Annotated in this window: 18 protein-coding genes; 11 read left to right on the forward strand and 7 right to left on the reverse strand. The window is 27.2% G+C overall.

The genetic code is table 11. The features are described from left to right. Positions 1 to 78 precede the first annotated feature (78 nt). Complete coding sequence (locus tag GCL60_RS14065; protein WP_153421314.1) at positions 79 to 708, forward strand: hypothetical protein; 630 nt, start codon at positions 79 to 81, stop codon at positions 706 to 708. Between the two features lie 4 nt (positions 709 to 712). Here GCL60_RS14065 and GCL60_RS14070 read toward each other — a convergent pair whose 3' ends face one another. Further along, positions 713 to 1285 carry an LOG family protein gene (locus tag GCL60_RS14070; RefSeq protein ID WP_153421315.1) on the reverse strand — a complete coding sequence of 191 codons (573 nt, stop codon included), beginning with the start codon at positions 1283 to 1285 and terminating at the stop codon, positions 713 to 715. A gap of 184 nt (positions 1286 to 1469) precedes the next feature. Here GCL60_RS14070 and proB point away from each other — a divergent pair, with 184 nt between their 5' ends. Together proB and GCL60_RS14080 are read left to right on the forward strand one after the other, a co-directional pair. Then, positions 1470 to 2552 carry a glutamate 5-kinase gene (proB, locus tag GCL60_RS14075; protein ID WP_153421316.1) on the forward strand — a complete coding sequence of 361 codons (1083 nt, stop codon included), beginning with the start codon at positions 1470 to 1472 and terminating at the stop codon, positions 2550 to 2552. A 3-nt stretch (positions 2553 to 2555) separates the two neighbouring features. After that, positions 2556 to 3809, forward strand: a complete 1254-nt coding sequence (locus GCL60_RS14080; protein ID WP_153421317.1) for a glutamate-5-semialdehyde dehydrogenase — start codon at positions 2556 to 2558, stop codon at positions 3807 to 3809. Positions 3810 to 3819: 10 nt separating this feature from the next. On the opposite strand, the gene GCL60_RS14085 is transcribed toward GCL60_RS14080, so the two are convergent. The 4 genes from GCL60_RS14085 to GCL60_RS14100 form a co-directional block, all read right to left on the reverse strand. Continuing rightward, positions 3820 to 5790, reverse strand: coding sequence for a M13 family metallopeptidase (locus GCL60_RS14085; protein WP_153421318.1), 1971 nt, complete (start codon positions 5788 to 5790; stop codon positions 3820 to 3822). Between the two features lie 24 nt (positions 5791 to 5814). Next, positions 5815 to 7830 carry a M13 family metallopeptidase gene (locus tag GCL60_RS14090; RefSeq protein WP_153421319.1) on the reverse strand — a complete coding sequence of 672 codons (2016 nt, stop codon included), beginning with the start codon at positions 7828 to 7830 and terminating at the stop codon, positions 5815 to 5817. 95 nt (positions 7831 to 7925) lie between these two features. After that, positions 7926 to 9932, reverse strand: coding sequence for a M13 family metallopeptidase (locus GCL60_RS14095; protein ID WP_153421320.1), 2007 nt, complete (start codon positions 9930 to 9932; stop codon positions 7926 to 7928). Positions 9933 to 10149: 217 nt separating this feature from the next. Continuing rightward, the gene (locus GCL60_RS14100; RefSeq protein WP_153421321.1) at positions 10150 to 12153 is read right to left on the reverse strand and encodes a M13 family metallopeptidase; all 2004 of its coding nucleotides are present in this window, start codon (positions 12151 to 12153) and stop codon (positions 10150 to 10152) included. A gap of 690 nt (positions 12154 to 12843) precedes the next feature. Between GCL60_RS14100 and GCL60_RS14105 the strand changes: the two genes are divergently transcribed. Both GCL60_RS14105 and GCL60_RS14110 read left to right on the forward strand, forming a co-directional pair. Beyond that, positions 12844 to 13524: an AzlC family ABC transporter permease gene (locus GCL60_RS14105; protein WP_153421322.1), complete on the forward strand. Its 681-nt coding sequence runs from the start codon at positions 12844 to 12846 to the stop codon at positions 13522 to 13524. Further along, entirely contained in the window at positions 13514 to 13843 is a 330-nt protein-coding gene (locus GCL60_RS14110; RefSeq protein ID WP_153421323.1) for a branched-chain amino acid transporter permease, read from the forward strand. Before GCL60_RS14105 ends, GCL60_RS14110 begins: the two co-directional genes overlap by 11 nt. A gap of 51 nt (positions 13844 to 13894) precedes the next feature. Here the strand turns inward: GCL60_RS14110 and GCL60_RS14115 are convergent, their stop codons facing one another. Further along, complete coding sequence (locus GCL60_RS14115; RefSeq protein WP_153421324.1) at positions 13895 to 14251, reverse strand: HU family DNA-binding protein; 357 nt, start codon at positions 14249 to 14251, stop codon at positions 13895 to 13897. 301 nt (positions 14252 to 14552) lie between these two features. On the opposite strand from GCL60_RS14115, the gene eno reads away from it, so the two are divergent. From eno to GCL60_RS14135, 4 genes are read left to right on the forward strand one after another with little or no spacing between them, the layout of a single operon-like run. Further along, positions 14553 to 15833: a phosphopyruvate hydratase gene (gene eno / locus GCL60_RS14120; RefSeq protein WP_153421325.1), complete on the forward strand. Its 1281-nt coding sequence runs from the start codon at positions 14553 to 14555 to the stop codon at positions 15831 to 15833. A gap of 59 nt (positions 15834 to 15892) precedes the next feature. Next, positions 15893 to 16162 (forward strand): hypothetical protein, encoded by a 270-nt coding sequence (locus GCL60_RS14125; protein ID WP_153421326.1) that lies wholly within the window; start codon positions 15893 to 15895, stop codon positions 16160 to 16162. A 9-nt stretch (positions 16163 to 16171) separates the two neighbouring features. Next, positions 16172 to 17362, forward strand: a complete 1191-nt coding sequence (locus GCL60_RS14130) for an ATP-binding protein (RefSeq protein WP_153421327.1) — start codon at positions 16172 to 16174, stop codon at positions 17360 to 17362. A gap of 21 nt (positions 17363 to 17383) precedes the next feature. Next, positions 17384 to 18172, forward strand: coding sequence for a hypothetical protein (locus GCL60_RS14135; protein ID WP_153421328.1), 789 nt, complete (start codon positions 17384 to 17386; stop codon positions 18170 to 18172). 3 nt (positions 18173 to 18175) lie between these two features. Here GCL60_RS14135 and GCL60_RS14140 read toward each other — a convergent pair whose 3' ends face one another. Then, positions 18176 to 19567, reverse strand: a complete 1392-nt coding sequence (locus GCL60_RS14140; RefSeq protein WP_161998226.1) for a hypothetical protein — start codon at positions 19565 to 19567, stop codon at positions 18176 to 18178. Between the two features lie 194 nt (positions 19568 to 19761). Here GCL60_RS14140 and GCL60_RS14145 point away from each other — a divergent pair, with 194 nt between their 5' ends. Together GCL60_RS14145 and GCL60_RS14150 are read left to right on the forward strand one after the other, a co-directional pair. Next, positions 19762 to 19986 carry a NifU family protein gene (locus tag GCL60_RS14145; RefSeq protein WP_153421330.1) on the forward strand — a complete coding sequence of 75 codons (225 nt, stop codon included), beginning with the start codon at positions 19762 to 19764 and terminating at the stop codon, positions 19984 to 19986. 3 nt (positions 19987 to 19989) lie between these two features. Continuing rightward, positions 19990 to 21153 carry an Mrp/NBP35 family ATP-binding protein gene (locus GCL60_RS14150; RefSeq protein ID WP_202614034.1) on the forward strand — a complete coding sequence of 388 codons (1164 nt, stop codon included), beginning with the start codon at positions 19990 to 19992 and terminating at the stop codon, positions 21151 to 21153. Positions 21154 to 21156: the final 3 nt, after the last annotated feature.

The following is a 21156-nucleotide window of genomic DNA, read 5'->3' on the forward strand; positions in this document are numbered from 1 at the left end:
TTATAATTTGTTTAAATATTGCATAATTTTAAGAACTGAAGTATCATAAACTTTATTATACTTAAATAAGGAATTCAAATGAAAATTTTGTTTATTTATATTTTAATATTATTTAACTATATTTCTTATTCTTACGCATCAGAAAGTAATAATGAAAAAACAGTTATTTTCATTCGGCATGGGGAAAAACCGTTAAATGTAGAAATAGGACAAATAAATTGTAAAGGACTTAATCGTTCTTTAAAATTACCTAAAGTTTTAGTACAAAAATTTGGAAAACCAAATTTTATTTTTGCTCCAAATCCAAGTGATCAAATAGAAAAAAAACAGCAAAAATTTTCTTATAATCGACCTCTTTCAACTATTGAACCAACTGCAATTCAACTAGGTTTACCAACAAATACATTATTTGGGTTTACTGATGTAAAAAGATTGTCAAATGAAATTTTAAGTGAGAAGTACAATAATTCTTTAATATTTGTAAGTTGGGAACACAATAAATTAGTTGAAATTGTAAAATATATTTATACAAAAGATAAAAACAATAAAGAAACTGATATTCCAGATTGGCCTACAATAAAATACGATGACATTTACATTTTAAAAATTAAAAAAGAAAATAGTTCTTATCAAATTAAATTTACACAAGACAAACAAAACTTAGATAATCAAAGTGAAGTCTGTCCATTTCCAATTGATTCTAAATAAATTTTTATTTAGAAATCCATTTGTCAATAAAAACAGGATTCCAATTTTTTATTTTATGAAGCAATATATCTGGATCGGAGTCACTTAATATTAATTCGGCATTTTCTTTACGAATAAATTGTTCAGCAACAGCATTTTCTATTAGTTTTAGCAAAGAATCATAAAAACCATCGACATTTAATACACCACAAGGTTTTTTATGAATACCCAATTGTGACCAAGTAACAACTTCAAAAAACTCTTCAAATGTTCCAAAACCACCCGGAAGTGCAATAAAAGCATCGGAAAGTTCTGCCATTAAAGCTTTTCTTTCATGCATAGAATAAACAACATGAAGCTCCGTTAAAGATTGATGAGCTATTTCTTTATCAACAAGATTTTTAGGCATAACACCTATAACTTTGCCTTTATGAGCTAAAACAGAGTTCGCAATTTCACCCATTAAACCTACATTTCCAGCACCATAGACAAGAGTAAATCCTTTTTCAGCTATAAGACGCCCCAAATATTGAGCAACCTCACTATAAACAAGTTTAGCCCCATAATTCGATCCGCAAAAAACACAAATTTTTTTCATATACCGTCCAAGTAAATGAGCAATATTAACAAGTTAATAAACAACTAAAAAAAGATCATTGCCTAATTAAAACGGAATAAGATATAAGATTAAAAGTGAGATTGATCAATAGGATTATTAAGGTGACAATATTTTAAAGATATAAAAGTAAACAACCTTAATGTTAAAGCAAGGAACTTTTAGTATGAAAATCGTAATTAAGGTTGGAACTCAAGCCATATTATCTAACGATGGAACCGTTCTTGAAAGCACAATGCAAACATTAGTGGAGCAAATCGCCTTTTTACAGAAAGAGGGTCACCAAATCATTTTAGTCAGCTCAGGAGCTGTTGGATCTGGTAGAAAAGTAGCCCGAGAATTATTAGGCAAAGAATATGGTTCATCTACTGGAGAAAAACAGGTATTAGCTAGCTTAGGACAACATGAACTCATGCATGTTTACTCTAATATGTTTAAAAACTATGGTATTCTTGCCTCACAACTTTTATTAACGAAACAAGAGTTTCATACAAGACAGCATTATTTAAATATTTCAAGACTGCTCAAAGAAATTTTACAACAAAAAAATATTATTCCAATAATTAATGAAAATGATAGTGTCGCAATCGAAGAATTGATGTTTACTGATAATGATGAACTTGCAGGGTTAATTGCATCACAAATAAATGCAGATAAACTCATTATTTTAACTTCAGTTAAAGGTGTATATAATGGAAATCCAAATCTTCCTGAATCTAAATTAATTTCCATAATCAATCCTGTAATTGATGGCTGGCCTGAAGTTTCAACATCAAAAACGAGTCAAGGACGTGGTGGCATGATTACAAAACTTGGCATTGCGCGAAAAATGTCTGAATTAGGAATTACAACACATATATGCAGTGTCCATGAAAAAAATATCATTCATGAAATTATGAATGAAAAGAATATTGGTACAACTATTTTACCAACAAAAAAGAAATCAAATTTAAAACGCTGGATAGCTTTTAGTGATAGCAAACAAAGCAGTGTTATTTTTGTGAACTCATGTTTACTTGAAATTATAAAAGAAAATAAAAGAGTTATTAGCTTATTACCAATAGGAATTGAAAAAGTTCAAGGGGAATTTAAAAAAGGTGATTTAGTTGAAATTTACTCTCCAAATGGTGATAAAATTGGTGTTGGTATTGCACGTTATCATTCTGAAAAATTAAAAGAATATCTTGGTCAAAAAGGAAAACCCGAATTTATTCATTATGATCAATTACATTTTAATATAGGAAAATAAAAAATGTATGAATTAAAAAATCAATTTCAAAAAACTAAAAAATCAAGCTATGTTTTAAATAATTTAAGTGATCCCATTAAGAACGAAGTCCTTAAAACTTTATCAAAAAATTTAATTGTAATGCATCAAACCATTTTAATTGAAAATGCTAAAGATTTAGAAAAAATGAGCAAAGAAAATCCATTATATGATAGATTATTACTAACAAAAGATAGAGTTCTAAGTTTTGCTAATGACATTTTAAAAATAGTAAAACTAAAATCACCTGTTCAAAAAATTTTAAATGAAAAAATACTCGAAAATGGATTAAAATTACAAAAAATAACTGTTCCTTTAGGAGTAATAGGAATCATATATGAAGCAAGACCAAATGTAACAATAGACGTTTTTACACTTTGCTTTAAGTCAGGAAACGCTGTTATCCTAAAAGGCGGAAAAGAAGCTCATTATAGCAATTCAATTTTATATGAAATCATAAAAAAAACCTTAATAGAACATCATATAAATTCTGATATTGTTTATTTACTGCCCCCAGAAAGAGAAGCTACAGAATTTTTAATTCAAGCGGTTGGTCTTGTTGATGTTGTTATTCCACGTGGTAGTAAGCAATTAATAGATTATGTTCGAAATCATTCTAAAGTTCCTGTAATTGAAACTGGTGCAGGAATTGTCCATACATACTTTGATTCTAGTGGAGATTTAGAAAAAGGACGCCGCATTATTGAAAATGCAAAAACCCGAAGAGTCAGCGTTTGCAATGCACTTGATACCTTAATTATTCATAAAAATAGATTAAATGATTTATATGATTTAATTAAAGATTTAAGTTTAAAAAATGTAGAAATTTTTGCAGATGAATTAAGTTATAATAAACTAATTGAGAAATATCCTGATCAACTTCTAAATAAAGCAAAAGAAGAAGATTTTGGAACTGAGTTTTTATCATTAAAAATGTCTATAAAAACTGTAAATTCAATAGAAGAAGCTTTTGAACATATTTTTCAATACTCCTCTGGCCATAGCGAAGCGATTATAGCTGAAGATGAAAATGCGATTCAATCCTTTTTTCAAAATATAGATGCAGCTGCTGTCTATGCAAACGCTCCCACTTCTTTTACAGATGGTGGAGAATTTGAAATGGGTTCTGAAATAGGTATAAGCACTCAAAAATTACATGCACGTGGTCCAATGGGACTTGAAGAACTCACAAGTTATAAGTGGCTAATTACTGGAAATGGCGAACAAATCAGAAAATAAAGTTTAATTATCACCAGAGCAAAAGCCTTTGTTCATTTTTTAAAGTCATAGGTTGATTTACTTGACATGAAAAGGTTTTTTCAAAATCTTCAGATAACATCATTTGAAAATTGACACGTAATTTTAGAAAAGAATGTTTTTTTATCTCTTTTAAATATTTGTCCTCTGTTTCTAAGCCACACCATTTTTTTGCATATTGAATAAAAAATTTCCTTTTTTCATTATTATTTATTTTTTTATTTTCAGGAAAATGATTTTGATATGATATTTTTAAACCATTTAAATCTGCTATATTTTCGTCTAAAGTGATTTCTCCATCATTATTTTCAGTATTAAATAATAAAACCATTTTATCCAATTCTTTCTTTAAATATAATTTTTCATTTTCAGAAAGCCAAGAATGTATATTTCCATAGGCATCAAACTCAATTCCATTACCATCAAATGCATGCGACATTTCATGAGCGATAGTTATACTTAATGAATAATAATCTAATTTATCTGATAGTCTTTGATCTAAAATAGATGATTTTAATACACCATACGGAATAAAAAACTTATTTAAATTAGTTGTATAATAAGCACTAGTATAAAGAGGTGAGTAAAGCCATTTAGATGAATTTGCATTTTGATTAATTTGATTTATCATTAGTTTAAATTCATTTTGTAAGATTTTCATTTGATTTTTTAAATATTTTTTAGTGCTTAAATTTAGAACAGGCTCTAATCCCCAGTCTTTCATATTTTCAGGTTTTGCTATTTCAAAGCGAATAAAATTAATTTTATTTATTGCATGATCCTTTGCTGAATTTGAAAGCCATTTATTATTATAAATATTTTTTTTAAAAGTATTTTTAAGATCTGTAATCAAATTATAAATTTTTGCATAAGGAATTTCTTTATTGTAACTATGAAATAACTCATAATCTAAATTTCTTTCAAAAGATTTTATGGTTGATAAATAACAATGATCTTTTATATCATTTTCCTTATTTGAATTTTTAAAATATTTACTTTTAAAATTTTCTTTTTGAAAATAAAAATCTGGAAATGAATATCTAATTTCACCTTTAGACAATTTGTACCAGAGTATTAAAGATTGCAATTCTTCTTTTGTGGATTTTTCAAGTAATAAATTCAAATGTAAAAAAGCATTTTCTGGTATTATAGAAATTTTAATTTCAATTGGTATTTTAGGTAAAATATATTTAAAATAAATATTTGGAAATTTATTTAATAAATAATCTCTATTTACTTTTTTGTCTTTCATAATTATTTCATTTAAATTTTTTTCATTTGGATAAATATTTGCAATGCTTTTTTCAAATTCAATAATATAATTAGCCATAGATTCATAATTTTTAATATTCATATTCTTTAAAAATAATTTTATTATATTTTCGTACTCAATCATTGAATTATTTTCAGAATAGATACTTTTCAATTTAAGTGGTAATTCATAAGTAAAAAATATATCTTTTATTTTATTATTCTCAGAATTTAAACTCTCTTCTATATTAAAAAAGTATAAATGACCATTCAAGGCATCTAATGCTATTTTAATAAGTAAATCATTTTTATTATTTTTAAATAATTGGTTTTTATATTTATCTATTAATTCAAACTCCTCTAATTTTCTAGCATTTTCACTAATACAAGAATTGTAATAATTTTTAATCATTTCACTTCTTGGTGAATTATCTTTTCTATTTAAAATTGAGTTTATATAATTTTTCCTATCATTATTTATTTCCAAAATTGCATCTTCATGACTATAAACATAGCTATGCTTATTTTGGGGTAATATATTTTTATTATTTTCATTTGAGCAAACATAATCATAAAAATTTTCACAGGGTGAAATATCTTCGTTTAACTTAAATTCTCTATTATAAAAATTCTTATAATTAAAATCAACATAATTTTGTGTATATGCAGCATTAAAAATAAAAATATTTATAAATATTATAATATAGAACATAAATCCTCCAAATATAATTTATTCTTACCAAAAATTAGAAATATTTTCCTTATAAAAATAAAGAGGATCTTCTTTTTTACAAGAAAATACGCTAGAAAATTCTTTTGAAAGTTTCATCTGATTATTAACTCTAAAATCAGGTGGGGAATAATTACTATTTTTTAATAAATTTTCTTTTTCTAATGGAGAATATACTGCACAAAATATTTTAGCTGATTGAATAAAAAAATCTTTTTTTACGGATATATCTTTTTCATGAATTTTTGCTGCTTTATATGAAAACCTCAATGCATTAAAATCGGACAGATTCTCACTTAATGTCTTAACAGCATTAACACCAGAGTTATTAAAAAAATTAACAAACTTTTCACTTTTTGTTTTAAATTTTTCTTGATCTAAATCTGACATCCATGGATTATAATTACCAATTTCATCATAATTTGCTCCATAATTATCAATGGAGTGAGCAATTTCATGAGCAATAACTACACCAATACCACCATAGTTTAAATTCTCTGAAAAATGGACATCATAAAAAGGAGGTTGTAAAATACCTAATAAAATAATAAATTGATTAGCTCTCTGATCATAATATGCATTCGCATTTAAAGGAGACATTTGCCATTTTGTATTAATAATTTCATGATTAATTTCATTTATTAATTTTTTAAAATTTCTTTCTTTTAATTTTAAAATATTTAAATAATATTGATTTACATCTATATTAATTAAATTTTCTAAATTCCAATCTGTCACATTATTTGGTCTAACAATTTGAAATTTCATTTTATTTAATTTAATTTCTGCTTTATTTTTAGAATTTTCTGATAACCAATTATTCTTTTTCAAAGCGCTAATGTATTCTTTTTTAATTTGATCAATCATATTTACAATTTTATTATTTGAAAAATTTTTATAATAATTTTTACTAATTTCATATTCAATATTTTTACCAAAAAAATTTTCAGCAATATTTGTACATTCATTTTCAATTGATAAATTTTCTAATGAACTTCCAAAATATTTATTTTTAAATTCTTTCAATTTAGAATAAAATATTGGTAAAGAAAATTTCACAAGCTCCTCATCATTCAATTTATACCAAACAGAAAGAGCAAAAAGCTCGGATGTTGATGCCCTTTCAAAAATATCATTCATTAATAGAAAAACTTCTTCTGATATTATATTTAAATTTATATGATTCGGAATTTTATTTAAAATTTTATTAAAGTATAGGTTTGAATATTTATTTAATAATATACTTCTTTCAATTGAAATATCTGAGTTATAATAAATTTGGGAAATATTTTGTGGATATATTTTTGATATTTTTCTTTCAAAATCAATAATAAAATTTGCATGATGAGAAGAATCATTTATTTTTAAAGTATTAAAAAGTTGTTCAATAAGAATTTTATAATCGTCTAACAAATCCTTATTCTCATAAAATATTTTATTCATTAATGGGAGCTCATGATAAAATAACAAATCCTTTACTTTATTATTTTTTTTATTTGGTACTTCTAAAATTTTTATTAAATTCATATTTGAATAAATAGATTCTTGAAATAAATGGTCTAACATTTTATTTTTATCGTAAAAAGATAAATTATTAAGATAATTTTCAATATATGTTTTTGATTCAAACTCTCTCAAATTAGTATTTAAACAAGATTGATAAAAATCTTTTAAAGTTTTATTTCTATTATTTAATACTTTTTGCTTTATAAGCGATTTTAAATATTGCTTTCTTTGTTCTTTGACTTTCGTCTCGGCTTTGTCAATTCCAATATATAATCCTGATTTATTGTTTGATAATTTGTATTTTTTTTCTTCTTCTGAACAAACGTATTCATAAAAATTTGTACACGGTGAAACATCTTTATTTAAATGTGTAAGAAAATTATTATTATTCAATTTTATAGAATCTATTTGAATATTATTATTTTGATTTTCATAAATAAATGATTCATTTTTTTTATTACAAGATAAAATAATTAAAGGTAAAATTAGAAATAATTTTTTTAATTTAGTGCTCATAAAATTCTCACTTTTAAATTTTATTAGAAACACTAAATTAATAATATTTTATCACAAATTAGTCAATTTTATAAACTTTAATAATATTTAAGAATCTACCATAGTGAGATTCTTTCTTCATTTGGAAGAGTCATTGGATCACCTTTTTTACAAGAAAAAGTTTCTTCAAATTTTTCAGATAATTTCATTTGATTATTAACTCTTAAATCAATTGGAGAATGAGGATCATTTTTAATAAAATATTCTCTTACTTTTGGTTGCAATACACCGCACCAAACTTTAGCAAATTGAATAAAAAATTCTTTTTGCTCTTCTTTATTTTCTGATGTTTTATTTGGAAAAGCGGATTGGAAAGCATTTTTAACTCCAACAAAATCTGCTATATTTTCTCCTAAAGTTAATTTTCCATCGATCCCATCCTTAGCAAAAAGATTAATTATTTTAAAAGTTTTTTTATTAAATAGTTTTAGATCTTCTTTATTCATCCAAGGATTTAATTTTCCTAACTCATCATATTTTGAGCCCTGATCATCAATCGAATGACCAATTTCATGGGCAACAACCATACCTACAGAACCAAAATTAATGATATCTGATTTTGTCTCATCAAAAAATGGCGCTTGTAATATGCCAAGAGGCATTACAAATTGATTTGCAGTAGGATTATAATAAGCATTTACCGTTAATGGAGACATTTGCCATTTTAAATCATTCACTGGTAACTTTATTTCTTTGAGCATTTTATTGAAATCATTATCTGCTATTTTTCTTTTATTTTTTATGAAACTATCAGGATTTAATTCCGTAGTTTCAATTAAATCCCAATCTTCAAGATTATCTGGTTTAACCAATTGAAAACGAATTTTTTTAATTTTCAATTCTGCCTTTGATTTCGCTTCTTTCGATAACCAAGTATTTTTTTCTACATTTTCTAGAGTCGTTTTTTGAATTTGATGAACAATACTCTTTACTCTATTCTCGGGAAAGTTTTTGTAATATTTATTTAAAACTTCAATATCTAAATTTCTTTCCAAAATTTGACTTGTATCAACAGTACATTGCAATTCTAGGGACTCTTCAATTTTAGAAGAACCAAAATATTTATTTTGAAAATCTTTATTTTTTATATAAAATTCTGGATATGAATATTTGATATCCTGCATTGAAAATCGATTCCAAATAGCTAATGCCTGTAATTCTTTAATTGAGACTTTCTGAAAAAGAACATTAATTTGTTTTATAACATCTTTTGTGACTAAATTAACATTGATATTATTAGGTATTTTATTTAACATTGTTTTAAAATAAAGATTGGGATAATTTGATAGAAGCTTTTCTCTTTTAATAGAAATATTACTAGTAAATATATTTCTGAACTCTGCTTTTGATGGGTATACTTTAGCAATTGATTTTTCAAAATCTATTAAAAACGAAGTTTCATTTTTCAGACTAGACATAGAAATAAGATCAAAAAATTGAATCATTAGATCATGATAATCTTTCATTAAATTTTCATCAGAATAGTAGTCCTTTGAACCTAAACGTAGATGATAATAAAATAAAATATCTTTAATTTTTGGATTATTTCTATTATTAAACTCATTAATGCTTATTAAATTTGAATTTCCTGTTAAAGATTCTTGAGCAAACTTCTCTAATAATTCTTGTTTTGATAAATTTACTATTTCTTTTTTATATTCTTCTATTAATAATAGTTCTTCTGTTTTTCTTGATTTTTCATTCATGCATGATGAATAATAGTTTTTTATCATTTTATTTTGTGCTGATAAATTTGATTCATTTAAAAGAGAATTAATATATTCAAAACGTTGTTTTTTTATTCTTTCAGAAGCATCATTAATACTAAAAATATAACGATTTTTGCTCTCTGGTAATTTAAAATCTTTAATTTCATTTGAACAAACATATTCAAAAAAATTATTGCATGGTGAAATGCTTTTATTTAATTGAAATTCTCGCTTTTCAGGAACAACAAACTTGGCGTCAGGTATTGTTGGTATTTCGCTTGAAAAAGAAATACTACTTGAAAAGCACGCTATAGTTATAATTGAAGTATATAAAGATCTCATTTTAATTGTCATTCTGATTCCTACTTAAAATAATAAAACAATTTTCCATGATAAATGGATAAAAAGAAACCTACCGTATCAAGTTTTTAATTTATTTACAAATTTAAATATTATACACTTTATATTAATAAATTAACTTTAAGCAGCAAAATCAATTATATTGAAATTTATAAAGCAAAAAGGCATGACTAAAATCATGCCTTTTATAAAATTATTTATAAAATTTTAATTACCAAAGAGTTATTCTTTCACTATCTGGAAGCGTCATAGAATCACCTTGCGAACAAGAAAAGGTTTCTTCAAATTTTTTTGATAGTTTCATTTGATCATTCACTCTGAGATCGATTGGAGAGTGAGGGTCTGTTTTAATTAAAAACTCTCTATTTTTGGGCTGAATAACCCCACACCATGTTTTAGCGTACTGAATAAAAAATTCTTTTTGTTTTTCAATATTCTTGGCATTATTAGGAAACGCTGACTGAAATGCATTTTGTAATCCAACAAAATCTGCAATATTTTCACCTAATGTTAGTTTACCGTCTATCCCATCTCTCGCAAACACAGTAATTATTTTTTGAGTTTTTTGCTTAAATGTGTTTAAATCGGATTCATTCATCCAAGGATTTAGTTTTCCTGTTTCATCGTATTTTGATCCTTGATCATCAATAGAGTGACCAATTTCATGAGCAACAACCATTCCTACAGAACCATAATTTACTATATCTGATTTTGTTTCATCAAAAAATGGAGGTTGCAATATTCCCAGTGGCATTACAAATTGATTTGCAGTTGGATTATAATAAGCATTTACAGTTAATGGTGACATTTGCCATTTTAAATCATTAACAGGATACTCAATTTCATTCAGCATTTTCTTAAAATCGTTTTCAGCAATTGACCTTTTATTTTTAATAAAAGTATCTTCATTTAAAACGGTTTCATCTTTTAAGTCCCAATCATCAATATGCTCAGGTTTAACTAGTTGAAATCTAATTTTTTGTATTTTTAATTCAGCTTTATGTTTTGCTTCTTGAGATAACCATGTATTTTTTTGAATATTATTTAAAGTTGTTTTTTGAACTTGATTTACAATGTTTTTTACACGCTGTGATGGAAAAGTATTATAATAAGCATTTACCACTTCTATATCAAGATTTCTTTCTAAAACATTTACAGTTTCTTGTGTACATTGCATATCCAAAGGTTCTTCTGCTTTCGAAAGACCATTATATTTACTCTTAAAGTTTTTAAATTCTGAATAAAAATCTGGATATGAATATTTAATATCACCTTTAGAAAAACGATTCCATAAAGCTAAAGCTTGTAGTTCTGAAAGAGATGCATTTTGTAATTTTGTATTCATTTTACTAAAAGCATCTTTTGTAATTACATTGATATTAACGTCATTAGGAATTCTATCAAGCATAGTTTTAAAATTTAATTGTGGATATATAAATAACAAATATTTTCTTTGAATTGAATTATCTTTGGTACTTAATTCTCTCATTTCTGCTTTTGATGGATAAACACTTGCAATATCTTTTTCAAACTGAACTATAAAATTTGATTTACTATCTGAATCATTCATATTAATCATATCAAAAAAGTTTTTAATTAATTTATTATAATCACTTAGCATTTGTTGATTATTATAATAATCTTTAACTTTTAGAGGTAGTGAATAAGAGAATTGAATATCTTTAATTTTTGGATTATGAATATTTTCATCTTCATCTATACTTATTAAGTTTGGATTTCCAGATAAGGATTCAAGTGCAAATTTTTCTAATAACTTTTCTCTATTTAAATTCATTATTTCATTTTTATAATTATTTATTAAACTAAACTCTTCATTTTTTCTTGAATTTTCATTAGAGCATGATAAATAGAAATTTTTTATCATTTTATTTCTTGAATTTAAATTTGGTTTATTCAATATATAATTAATATATTTCAATCTTAATTTTTTAATTCTTTCGGCTGAATCATTAAAACTGAAAACATATCTACTTTTACTTTCTGGTAATTTAAATTTTTCAATTTCTTTTGAACATGTGTAGTTAAAAAAATTATGGCATGGTGAAATTGAATTATTTAATTGAAAATCCCTTTTTTCAGGCACAACAAAATTAGCGTCTGGTATCGTTGGATAATCATCAGCAAATGCAGAAAAAGCAGATAATAAAGAACTAAAAAACGCTGTAATGCATATTTTTTTTAAATTATATGACATAATATTTCCTATTAATTAAAATTTTGATTCTGATCATTATTAAGAATAAAAATTTAAAAAGTCAATTTTTTTGATTAAATATTTATAATAGTTATTATCTCTATTTATTTAAATTTAAAATTTTTGGTAATCTTAAATCTGCTTTTTTGCAGAATGAAACCGCAATTAATATTTGCCATAATTTTAATCAGTAATTATTTCAACAAAGCTAATTTAAAATTAAACTTTTTTTTAATAATACATTGGAAATCTATCACTTAATTTTTTAATTTTTGGTTAGCAATATAAATTAAAAAGGTCTTAAATATTAATAGGAAAAAAATGATAACTTTTTTTAAATTATAAAATTATTAAAATATTTTTTTTATGACTTAATACATTATTTTTTCGTAAATTAGCATTAAATCAAATATGATATGCTTAAATTTATTATGTATAATATGATAATAATTTTTATAATAAAATAATTGACTTATTATAACAAACAATTTAAGGGTATTAAAATTTGGAATATTTAACAATTCCGATATTTTTAATGTTTTTTAGAAAGGCTGCAAAAATATGCTATCATTTTTTAAAAAAAAAATTCCAATATTTGAATTAATACAATCTTTTCTTTTTATTTATATCAGTAAAAATTCATTTTATTTATATAATAATAAAAATTAGTTTTTTTATTAGGAATATGAAATGATAATTGAAGCGTTAAAAGATAGCAAACCAACAGCTTTTGGATATTTATTACTTGGAGGTGCCTTTGGCATACTTTTTCAAAGTTTAAATGTACATTGGTTTTATGGTATTTTAATGAGCGCCATGGTTTATGCCGGGTTTTCTCAATTTATTGCTATACCTATTTTGGCAGCGCATGGTTCACTATTTAGCATTGCAATTGCAACTTTTTTAGTGAATTTAAGGCATATATTTTATGGTATTGCTTTTTTAGATAAATTTAAAGTTAATAAAATATTAAAAGGATATCTTATTTTTGGACTTACAGATGAATGCTTTTCTATTATAAGTTCAAAAAATAAAATAAATAATAGAAAATACGAAGCTACAATTGTTATTCTTTGCCATATTTACTGGATTATTGGTACATTTATTGGAATATTTCTTCATAAAGAAATATCAGGATTTGATATAAATTTTTTATTTTTTTCACTTGTTGCTCTGTTTGCAATACTAACAGTAGATTCATTTAAAGCTAATAAAGATATATATTCTCTTTCTACAGGAATTCTTACTTATATTTTCTTTAAATTTATTGGTGTTCAAGAAATATTATTTTTTAGTATGCTAACAAGTTTTTTTATAATCTATTTTTGGATATTTTTAAGCGACAATACCGAGGAAAAAGATGTCATTTGATAGGTATCAAACTTATATCCTTTCAGCAATTATTATTATGAGTTTAGTCACATATCTTACAAGAGTTGTTCCTTTTATTTTTTTCCAAAATATAAAGAATGAACTTATAAAAAAAACAGGCTCACATCTCCCAGTTTGTTTAATGGCTATTTTGACAATCCATTCAATTGACTCACTCAAAGAGTTTGATCCAAACTATCTCATTAATGGCTGGATAGCATGCGCTTCTTCTGTGCTTTTCTATTGCACGATAAGATCTGTTTTAGTTAGCATGATTCTTGGAACAACCGTTTATTATTTTGTGTTAAATTATTTATAAAAAAAGCAAGCTAGAAATAGCTTGCTTTCATTTTTTTAAAAAAGAAAAATATTACTTTTTCTTTTTAGCTAGAGTAGCTGCCGCTGCTTTTTTTGCTTTAGATGGAGAACGTGAGCCAGTTACTTGCTCTTTTAGTGACTTCGCTGCGCGGAATGCAATTTTTTTGGAAGCTGGGATTTTAATTTCTTCGCCTGTCTGTGGATTGCGACCCATGCGTGGAGCGCGCTCTTTAACTTGTAAAATTCCAATTTTATCGATGCGAAGTTTCTTGCCAGAAGCTACTTCACTTTCAACAGTATTTAGAAAATCGGCGATCACTTCTTTTGTTATTTTCTTAGGAAGTTGATCGAATTTAGCTGCAACATTCGCAATCATTTGACTAGTAGAAACTGTCTCTGGCTTAGCCATAGGGTACGCCTCCTTTATGAGAAAAAAGAACAAGAGCCAAATGCTTAGCCCATTTTAATCGCCAAAATTGGCGCTTGTTTTTTTTAAAATGGAAGTTCTGCATGCTCCTGTTACTTAAATATAAGGAAATCATTGTACAAGTCAATAGCCGACCTAAAAAATTGTAATAAAGCTAGCGTATAATCGGCATTACCTTATCTGAATTTGTTGATCTATTGATGAGGAATAGAATTTGTAGCATAACAGTTTGGAAAGTAGGGGAGCAGTGTTGCCTATTTTTTTATCAAAAAAAGGAGTACTTATGTCACTAATCGACGCTATTCGCGCTCGTCAAATTTTAGATTCTAGAGGAAATCCTACTGTTGAAGTTGAAGTTTTAACAACAGAAGGCTATGTAGGACGCGCTTCCGTACCATCTGGAGCAAGTACAGGTGAACACGAAGCTTGTGAACTTCGTGACGGTGATAAATCATATTATCAAGGTAAAAGCGTTTTAAAAGCGATAGAAAATATAAATGAACACATTGCACCATTATTAGAAGGTGTAATTGATGTTTCAGAACAAGCAGCAATTGATGATTTGCTTATTGAAGCAGATGGCACTGAAAATAAATCTAAATTTGGTGCAAATGCTATTTTAGCTGTATCCATGGCTTGCGCTAAAGCAGCTGCAGAAGAATCTGGCCTACAATTATTCCGTTATTTAGGTGGTACTTTTGCAAAAACATTACCAGTTCCATTAATGAATGTTATTAACGGTGGAGCTCATGCAGACAATAATGTAGATTTTCAAGAGTTTATGTTAGTACCACATGGCTTTAATAATTTCTCCGACTCCTTGAGAGCTGGTGTTGAAATTTTTCATAATCTAAAAAAAGTTTTAACTGAAAAAAAATTGGCTACAACTGTTGGTGATGAAGGAGGATTTGCTCCTAATTTAAATAGCAATGAACAAGCTCTTCAATTATTAAAATTAGCTATTGAAAAATCAGGATACAAAATTGGTACGCAAATTAGTTTTGCTCTTGACGTAGCTGCAAGCTCATTTTTCAAAGATGGAAAATACAATTTAGAAGGCGAAGGCGTTAAAAAATCTTCTGCTGAAATGGTAGATATGTATGAAGATCTTTGCAATAAATATCCTATTGTGAGTATTGAAGACGGCCTCGATGAAAATGATTGGGAAGGCTGGAAATTATTAACAGATAGACTTGGTAAGAAAATTCAACTTGTTGGTGATGACCTATTTGTTACAAATCCTAAATTACTTGCAAAAGGAATTGATAAAGGAATAGCAAATTCTATTCTTATTAAATTAAATCAAATCGGAACTGTAACAGAAACATTAAAAGCTATTGAACTAGCTAAGGTGAATGGCTATACAACTATTATTTCTCACAGAAGTGGAGAAACAGAAGACTCCTTTATAGCTGATCTCGCTGTTGCTACAAACTCAGGCCAAATTAAAACAGGAAGCGCTTCACGCACGGATCGTATTGCAAAATACAACCAACTCATTCGTATTGAAGAAGAACTTGGAAACACAGCAAGCTTTGCTTGGAGAATGGGACGTCGTATTTAATTAATACGACTCTCTCATTTTTTAAATTAAATTTGTATTCTTTAAAGAAAACTTTTTATATGACTTCTTTACTTGATGATAAGGATTTTGAGTATTCCATGTTAGTTCATTTATTTCTTGAATTACGCGGAAGAGGAATGTCTTTATCATCTGCTGATTTGGATATTTTAAAATCTTGGGAGGATTCAGGTATTAAACCTGAGTTCATCGCACAAATAATGATTGAGTATGCTGAAGATTGCAAACAAAGATCAAAACACTTTCCAAATTCCTTTTTACCTCTATCTCGAAGAGTTCGTTCTATCTTAATAAAGGCAAATGAAACTTAGGGGAATAACATGAGTGCAAATCGTTCTTTTGAAGAAATTTTTATTTCATTACAAAATTTAGCTGAATTAAGAGAACAAGAGCAAGAAGAAAATGATTCTTCTCCTATAAAAAATCAAATCCACTCTTGCAGATGTGGCAAAAATGAATATTCCCATTCAATTGATGATTCCGATGATAATGAAAACGAAGAAATTGAAGACAATGAACCAAGCGAACCTATTTATATAGAGCGAACTCAAAATGGATTGCGTTTTGCTGTTTGCCCAGCTTGCAATCCTCGTTTGCATTGCGCTTTATGCGAGGGAACAGGTCATAGAGTTCTTTCAAAAGTACATTTGTTTGAAACAAATGAAGGTGAGTTCGAACATGAAACAGAAGAAATTTGTCCTAACTCTTGTTCTTGTACACACACAGAAAGACTCGTTACCTTATTAAACAAAGCTGATATTCCTAGTAAGTATATGGAAGCAGATATTACTTCATTAAAAGACGATCACTTAAATGAAAATCAGTCTAAAAAATTAAATGAAAACATTAGAAAAATTGTTAATTTTTGTACGCAAGTTGCTTCTAGCTCTTTAAGTAATTTTAGTAAAAATCAAAAATATTTTATAACCTTATTTGGACCAGTTGGATCAGGAAAAACATTATTAGCAGTTTCTGCTTTAAAAATGGCTATTATTGACTATGGTTTTTCTGGAAAATTTGTTGATTTTCAGTTTTTACTAAATCAAATTAAAGCAGAATATGAGCAAAAACGTTCTGGTGAAAGTATTTTAAAAGAACTTAGAGAAGTTGACATTCTTATTATCGACGAACTAGGAAAAGGTCGTAATGAAAATGAATGGCAACTTGAAAAACTAGATGATCTTATAAATTCTAGATATAATGCTAGAAAAATAACTATTTTAACGACAAATTATTTACCGCCTAATTATAAATATGACGATAAAGATATTCCAAGAACAATAAATAAAGAAGTAAATGATTTTTGGCGTGAAGGTAAAGTAAATGCTAGCCAAGGAAACGTACCTGTTCATGAATCTTTTTGGAATGTTTCTTTATTAGAAAGAATTGGCGCACGAATGTATGAAAGAATTTATGAAGTGTCCGATTTTATTGACTTCACCGGACTTCCTAGTTATAGAAAATATATTGGAAAAAGTTTTTTAGAATTATATTCATCTAAAAACAATTGAACTAAAAACAGTGAATAAATTATGAACTTAATTGAATCATTTGATATTTTAAGTCTTTCCGTTTTAAATACTTTTCTAATTGATATGAATTATGATATATCAAAACATTCCTCTTATGAATCAAGAAAAGGAAATATTGGTGTTCCTCTTGGGTATGGAACAGAATTTGGAGAATTTTATTTTGGAAGTTCTCTTATTGCAGATTCAAAACACAGAGGATTACCTTTAAATCCAATAGCAGGATTCGGCTTTGGTTTAGGTAATTCAGAAAAATTTATTGGATTAGACAGCAATATTAGTATTGGTAGCACGAACCCTTTTGGTGGAGAGGGAATGGCTCACGATTCACATTATGGATTTAAATTACATAAACAATTTTTTTTAAATAATTCTATTTCAATCGGTATAGAAAATTTTATTTCGAATGGAAGAGATAAAAACTCTTATGGTTCTTATTTTTTAAATTCAACCCAATTAATCCCTATTTTTAGTAGTTTATTATTAGTTACAATAGGTGCTGGTACAGGGCGTTTTTATACTTCAAAATTTTACAAACAAAATAGTGATAAACAACCAAATGCCAATATAACACCAATCGGTATATTTGGAAGTTTAATATATTCTTTTAAACCAAATTTTGGAGTACAGGTTTCATCGTCATCAGATATTATAGGAACTATTCTTTTTTTTAACCCTCTTTTTTTCACAGATTTAAATGGTTTTAAAGGTGGGATTGGAATTATGGATCTATCTCATGAAATAAATGAAAACAATTTAAATGTAACTTTATCTTACTTAGTTAGACTTTAAAATTTAAAACACAAATTGAATTCCTGTTTGTGTTGTTAACAAAGTGTCTGTTTGCGACCCATCAGAAAATGTTTTTATTTTCCAATCATATACTCCATAACTAACACTCATAAAAATATATTTATTTGTTTTTAACTCACCATCAAATGAATATTTTAGGATTGGGGTAATTACATAAGAATTTGCATCATTTAATAATAATTTTTTTGTTACGTAATTATAGTTCAGGTCTAAACCTAATTGAAAACTATTTGGTAAATAAAGAACGGGTTGTAAACCTAAACTAATACGATTGGTAGTTCTTGATGTGCTTTTTCCATCTGACTCTAAATATTTACCATTATCTGATATATGTAATAATGGTAAATCAGAGGCATAAGTATTATTTAATAATATAATCCCGGTAAGAATTCCTCCATATTTATTAATAAAATATTCAGAAGAATCTGCAAAACCAATTGTATTCTGAGGATAATTTGGAGGTATTCGCCCTTCACCATAATAAGCCGATTTTATCGTAGTGCTTTCTGGTTTAGCGTCTTTATCTGCAGGCAAGGAAGTAAACCAAACCGTTGTTGTTCCTTTTAAACCATTGGACAAAGGTCTAGAAAAAATGCCACCAACTATTAATGAAGAAGAGAATGTTACTTTATCTTTATTTACGCCTTCAGGACTTGATCTAGGAAAACTTTGATATGCCCTTAAAGAAACAATAGGTTGAAATATTTTTCCTTCTGATAATAAAAATTTACCAGAAAGAAATGCCGTTCCAACCCAGTCATCGTTTTGAAATAAAGAGGCTTTTCCGTTAGAATCATTTATTTGAATCCCATTATTATCTTTTGCAGTTGTATAAACAGATTCTTTATTTACTGAAAAGGATACTTGAAATACTTTAGATTCAAAACCAATTCCTTGAAGTTCAATTTGATCAAATGGATTTGATACCTGAAATAAATAAATGTTGTCAAATTCAAAAGTTCGTCTTCCCAACCATATTGAATTTTCATTATTATTATCTAAAGGAATATTTAGGTATAAATCTCTTAATTGAAATTCTCTTTCAGTATAACTTTTAGGGTAGAGATCATAGCGAAACTTTTTTTGCCAGTTGTAGTCTACTCTTGTATACAATGTAAAAGTATTTTTTAGATCTAATCCCAATCTCAATGAAATATCATCTGTATTAAATGCTGCTGAACTAGACGCTTGATTATCTAAGTTTTGGTTTGGAATATTCTTTATTTGAAGGTTTTCCCCAGCAGTTCTAAAATTCCCTTTCAATACACCACCATATAGCAGCTTCCAACGCTCTGATAATTCAAAACTTTCATCAGCATTGGCTGAAGAGAATTGAGTAACTAAAAATGCTGTAAAAATCACATTTCTGAACATTTTTCCCAATTTAAATATTCTCTTTAAATAATAATGATTTATAAAAAACAAATTGATTTATCCTACTATAGTATATGATGTTACTCAAAATACTCTATCAAGCCCCCCTTGACCGAGTAAGTTCAGATACTATGCTTATACAGAAACAATCTTCAACCATGCAAGGTTGGCCTCTTTTAGAAAGGTTTTTTTAAATGATTGCAAAAATTCAAGAAATTATAGAACAACAAATTCGTCCCGCTCTTCAATCCGATGGCGGAGATATTGAACTCATTGACGTAGAAGACGGAATTGTAAAAGTTAGACTCGTAGGGGCTTGTTCTCATTGCCCTTCTAGCGCTATGACTTTGTATCAAGGTGTTGAAAAAATGCTTATGGACAAAGTCCCTGAAGTTAAGGGCATAGAGCAGGTCTGGTAAAAAATGACAATAAAATCAAATACAATTAGTTTGGAGGCGGTTCAAAATTTGGAACACGCCTTGAGTTCTTCTATTTTAAATCAGCTTGGAGATTTTTTTTGGAAAGATCGGGTTCATTCCATTGAAAACGACTCAGGAAAATTAAAAATCCGCTTTTACTCAGATGGACTGAATTTATCGGCTAAAACTGAGATAGAGACGTTTATCCGAAACCAGCTGAAAGAAGATACAAGTGAAAGTGAGTTTTCAATCTACTTTGAAAGAAAAGAAAAATCCGCTTCGTCTACTCCAGCATCAAAACCAAATGAAAATCACACGAATCATAGCCATAGTCCTCAAAATTCAGCCGCAAAACCCGCCCCTGATATGAAACCTCCATCTGGTAAGAAACCTATCCAGGGAGTTAAAAGAATTATTGCTGTCGCAAGTGGGAAAGGTGGAGTTGGGAAAAGCACGGTTAGTGTGAATTTAGCTATTGGATTACATAATCAAGGTTACAAAGTTGGTATTTTAGACGCCGATATTTATGGACCAAGCGTTCCAACAATGCTTAATTTACATCAAGATCCTCTTGTAAATGAAAATAATAAAATTATTCCACCAGAGGCCCATGGCTTAAAAGTAATGTCTTTTGGTTTTTTTGCTCCTGAAGAAACGGCAGTTATTTGGCGCGGTCCCATGATAATGAAAGCTCTTCAACAATTTTTTTGGGATGTCGACTGGGGAAATTTAGACTTTTTAATTATTGATTTACCTCCAGGTACGGGTGACGCTCAATTAACTCTTGTTCAAAGTATTCCAATTACAGGCGCAGTCATTGTAACAACTCCACAAAATGTAGCTCTGCTTGATGCTGTTAAAGGAATTGCCATGTTCCGCAAGACAGATGTTCCTATAATTGGTGTCGTTGAAAACATGTCTACCTTTACTTGCCCATCCTGCGGAACAGAATCTCATATTTTTGGATCAGGAGGAGCAGAAAGAATTTCAGGAAAATTTGAAGTACCACTACTTGGCCACATTCCTCTTATTTCCGAAATTCGTGAAGCAGGAGACTTAGGTTCTCCTTTAACTACAAAACAAAATAATCAAGTTCGTATTCGTTTTGCAGAAATTGCAGAAAAAGTAGTTAAAAATGCTGTTTCCTTAGAGAATTTAAAAAAATAATAT

It is taken from the genome of Silvanigrella paludirubra (genome assembly GCF_009208775.1).
GTDB classification, from domain to species: domain Bacteria; phylum Bdellovibrionota_B; class Oligoflexia; order Silvanigrellales; family Silvanigrellaceae; genus Silvanigrella; species Silvanigrella paludirubra.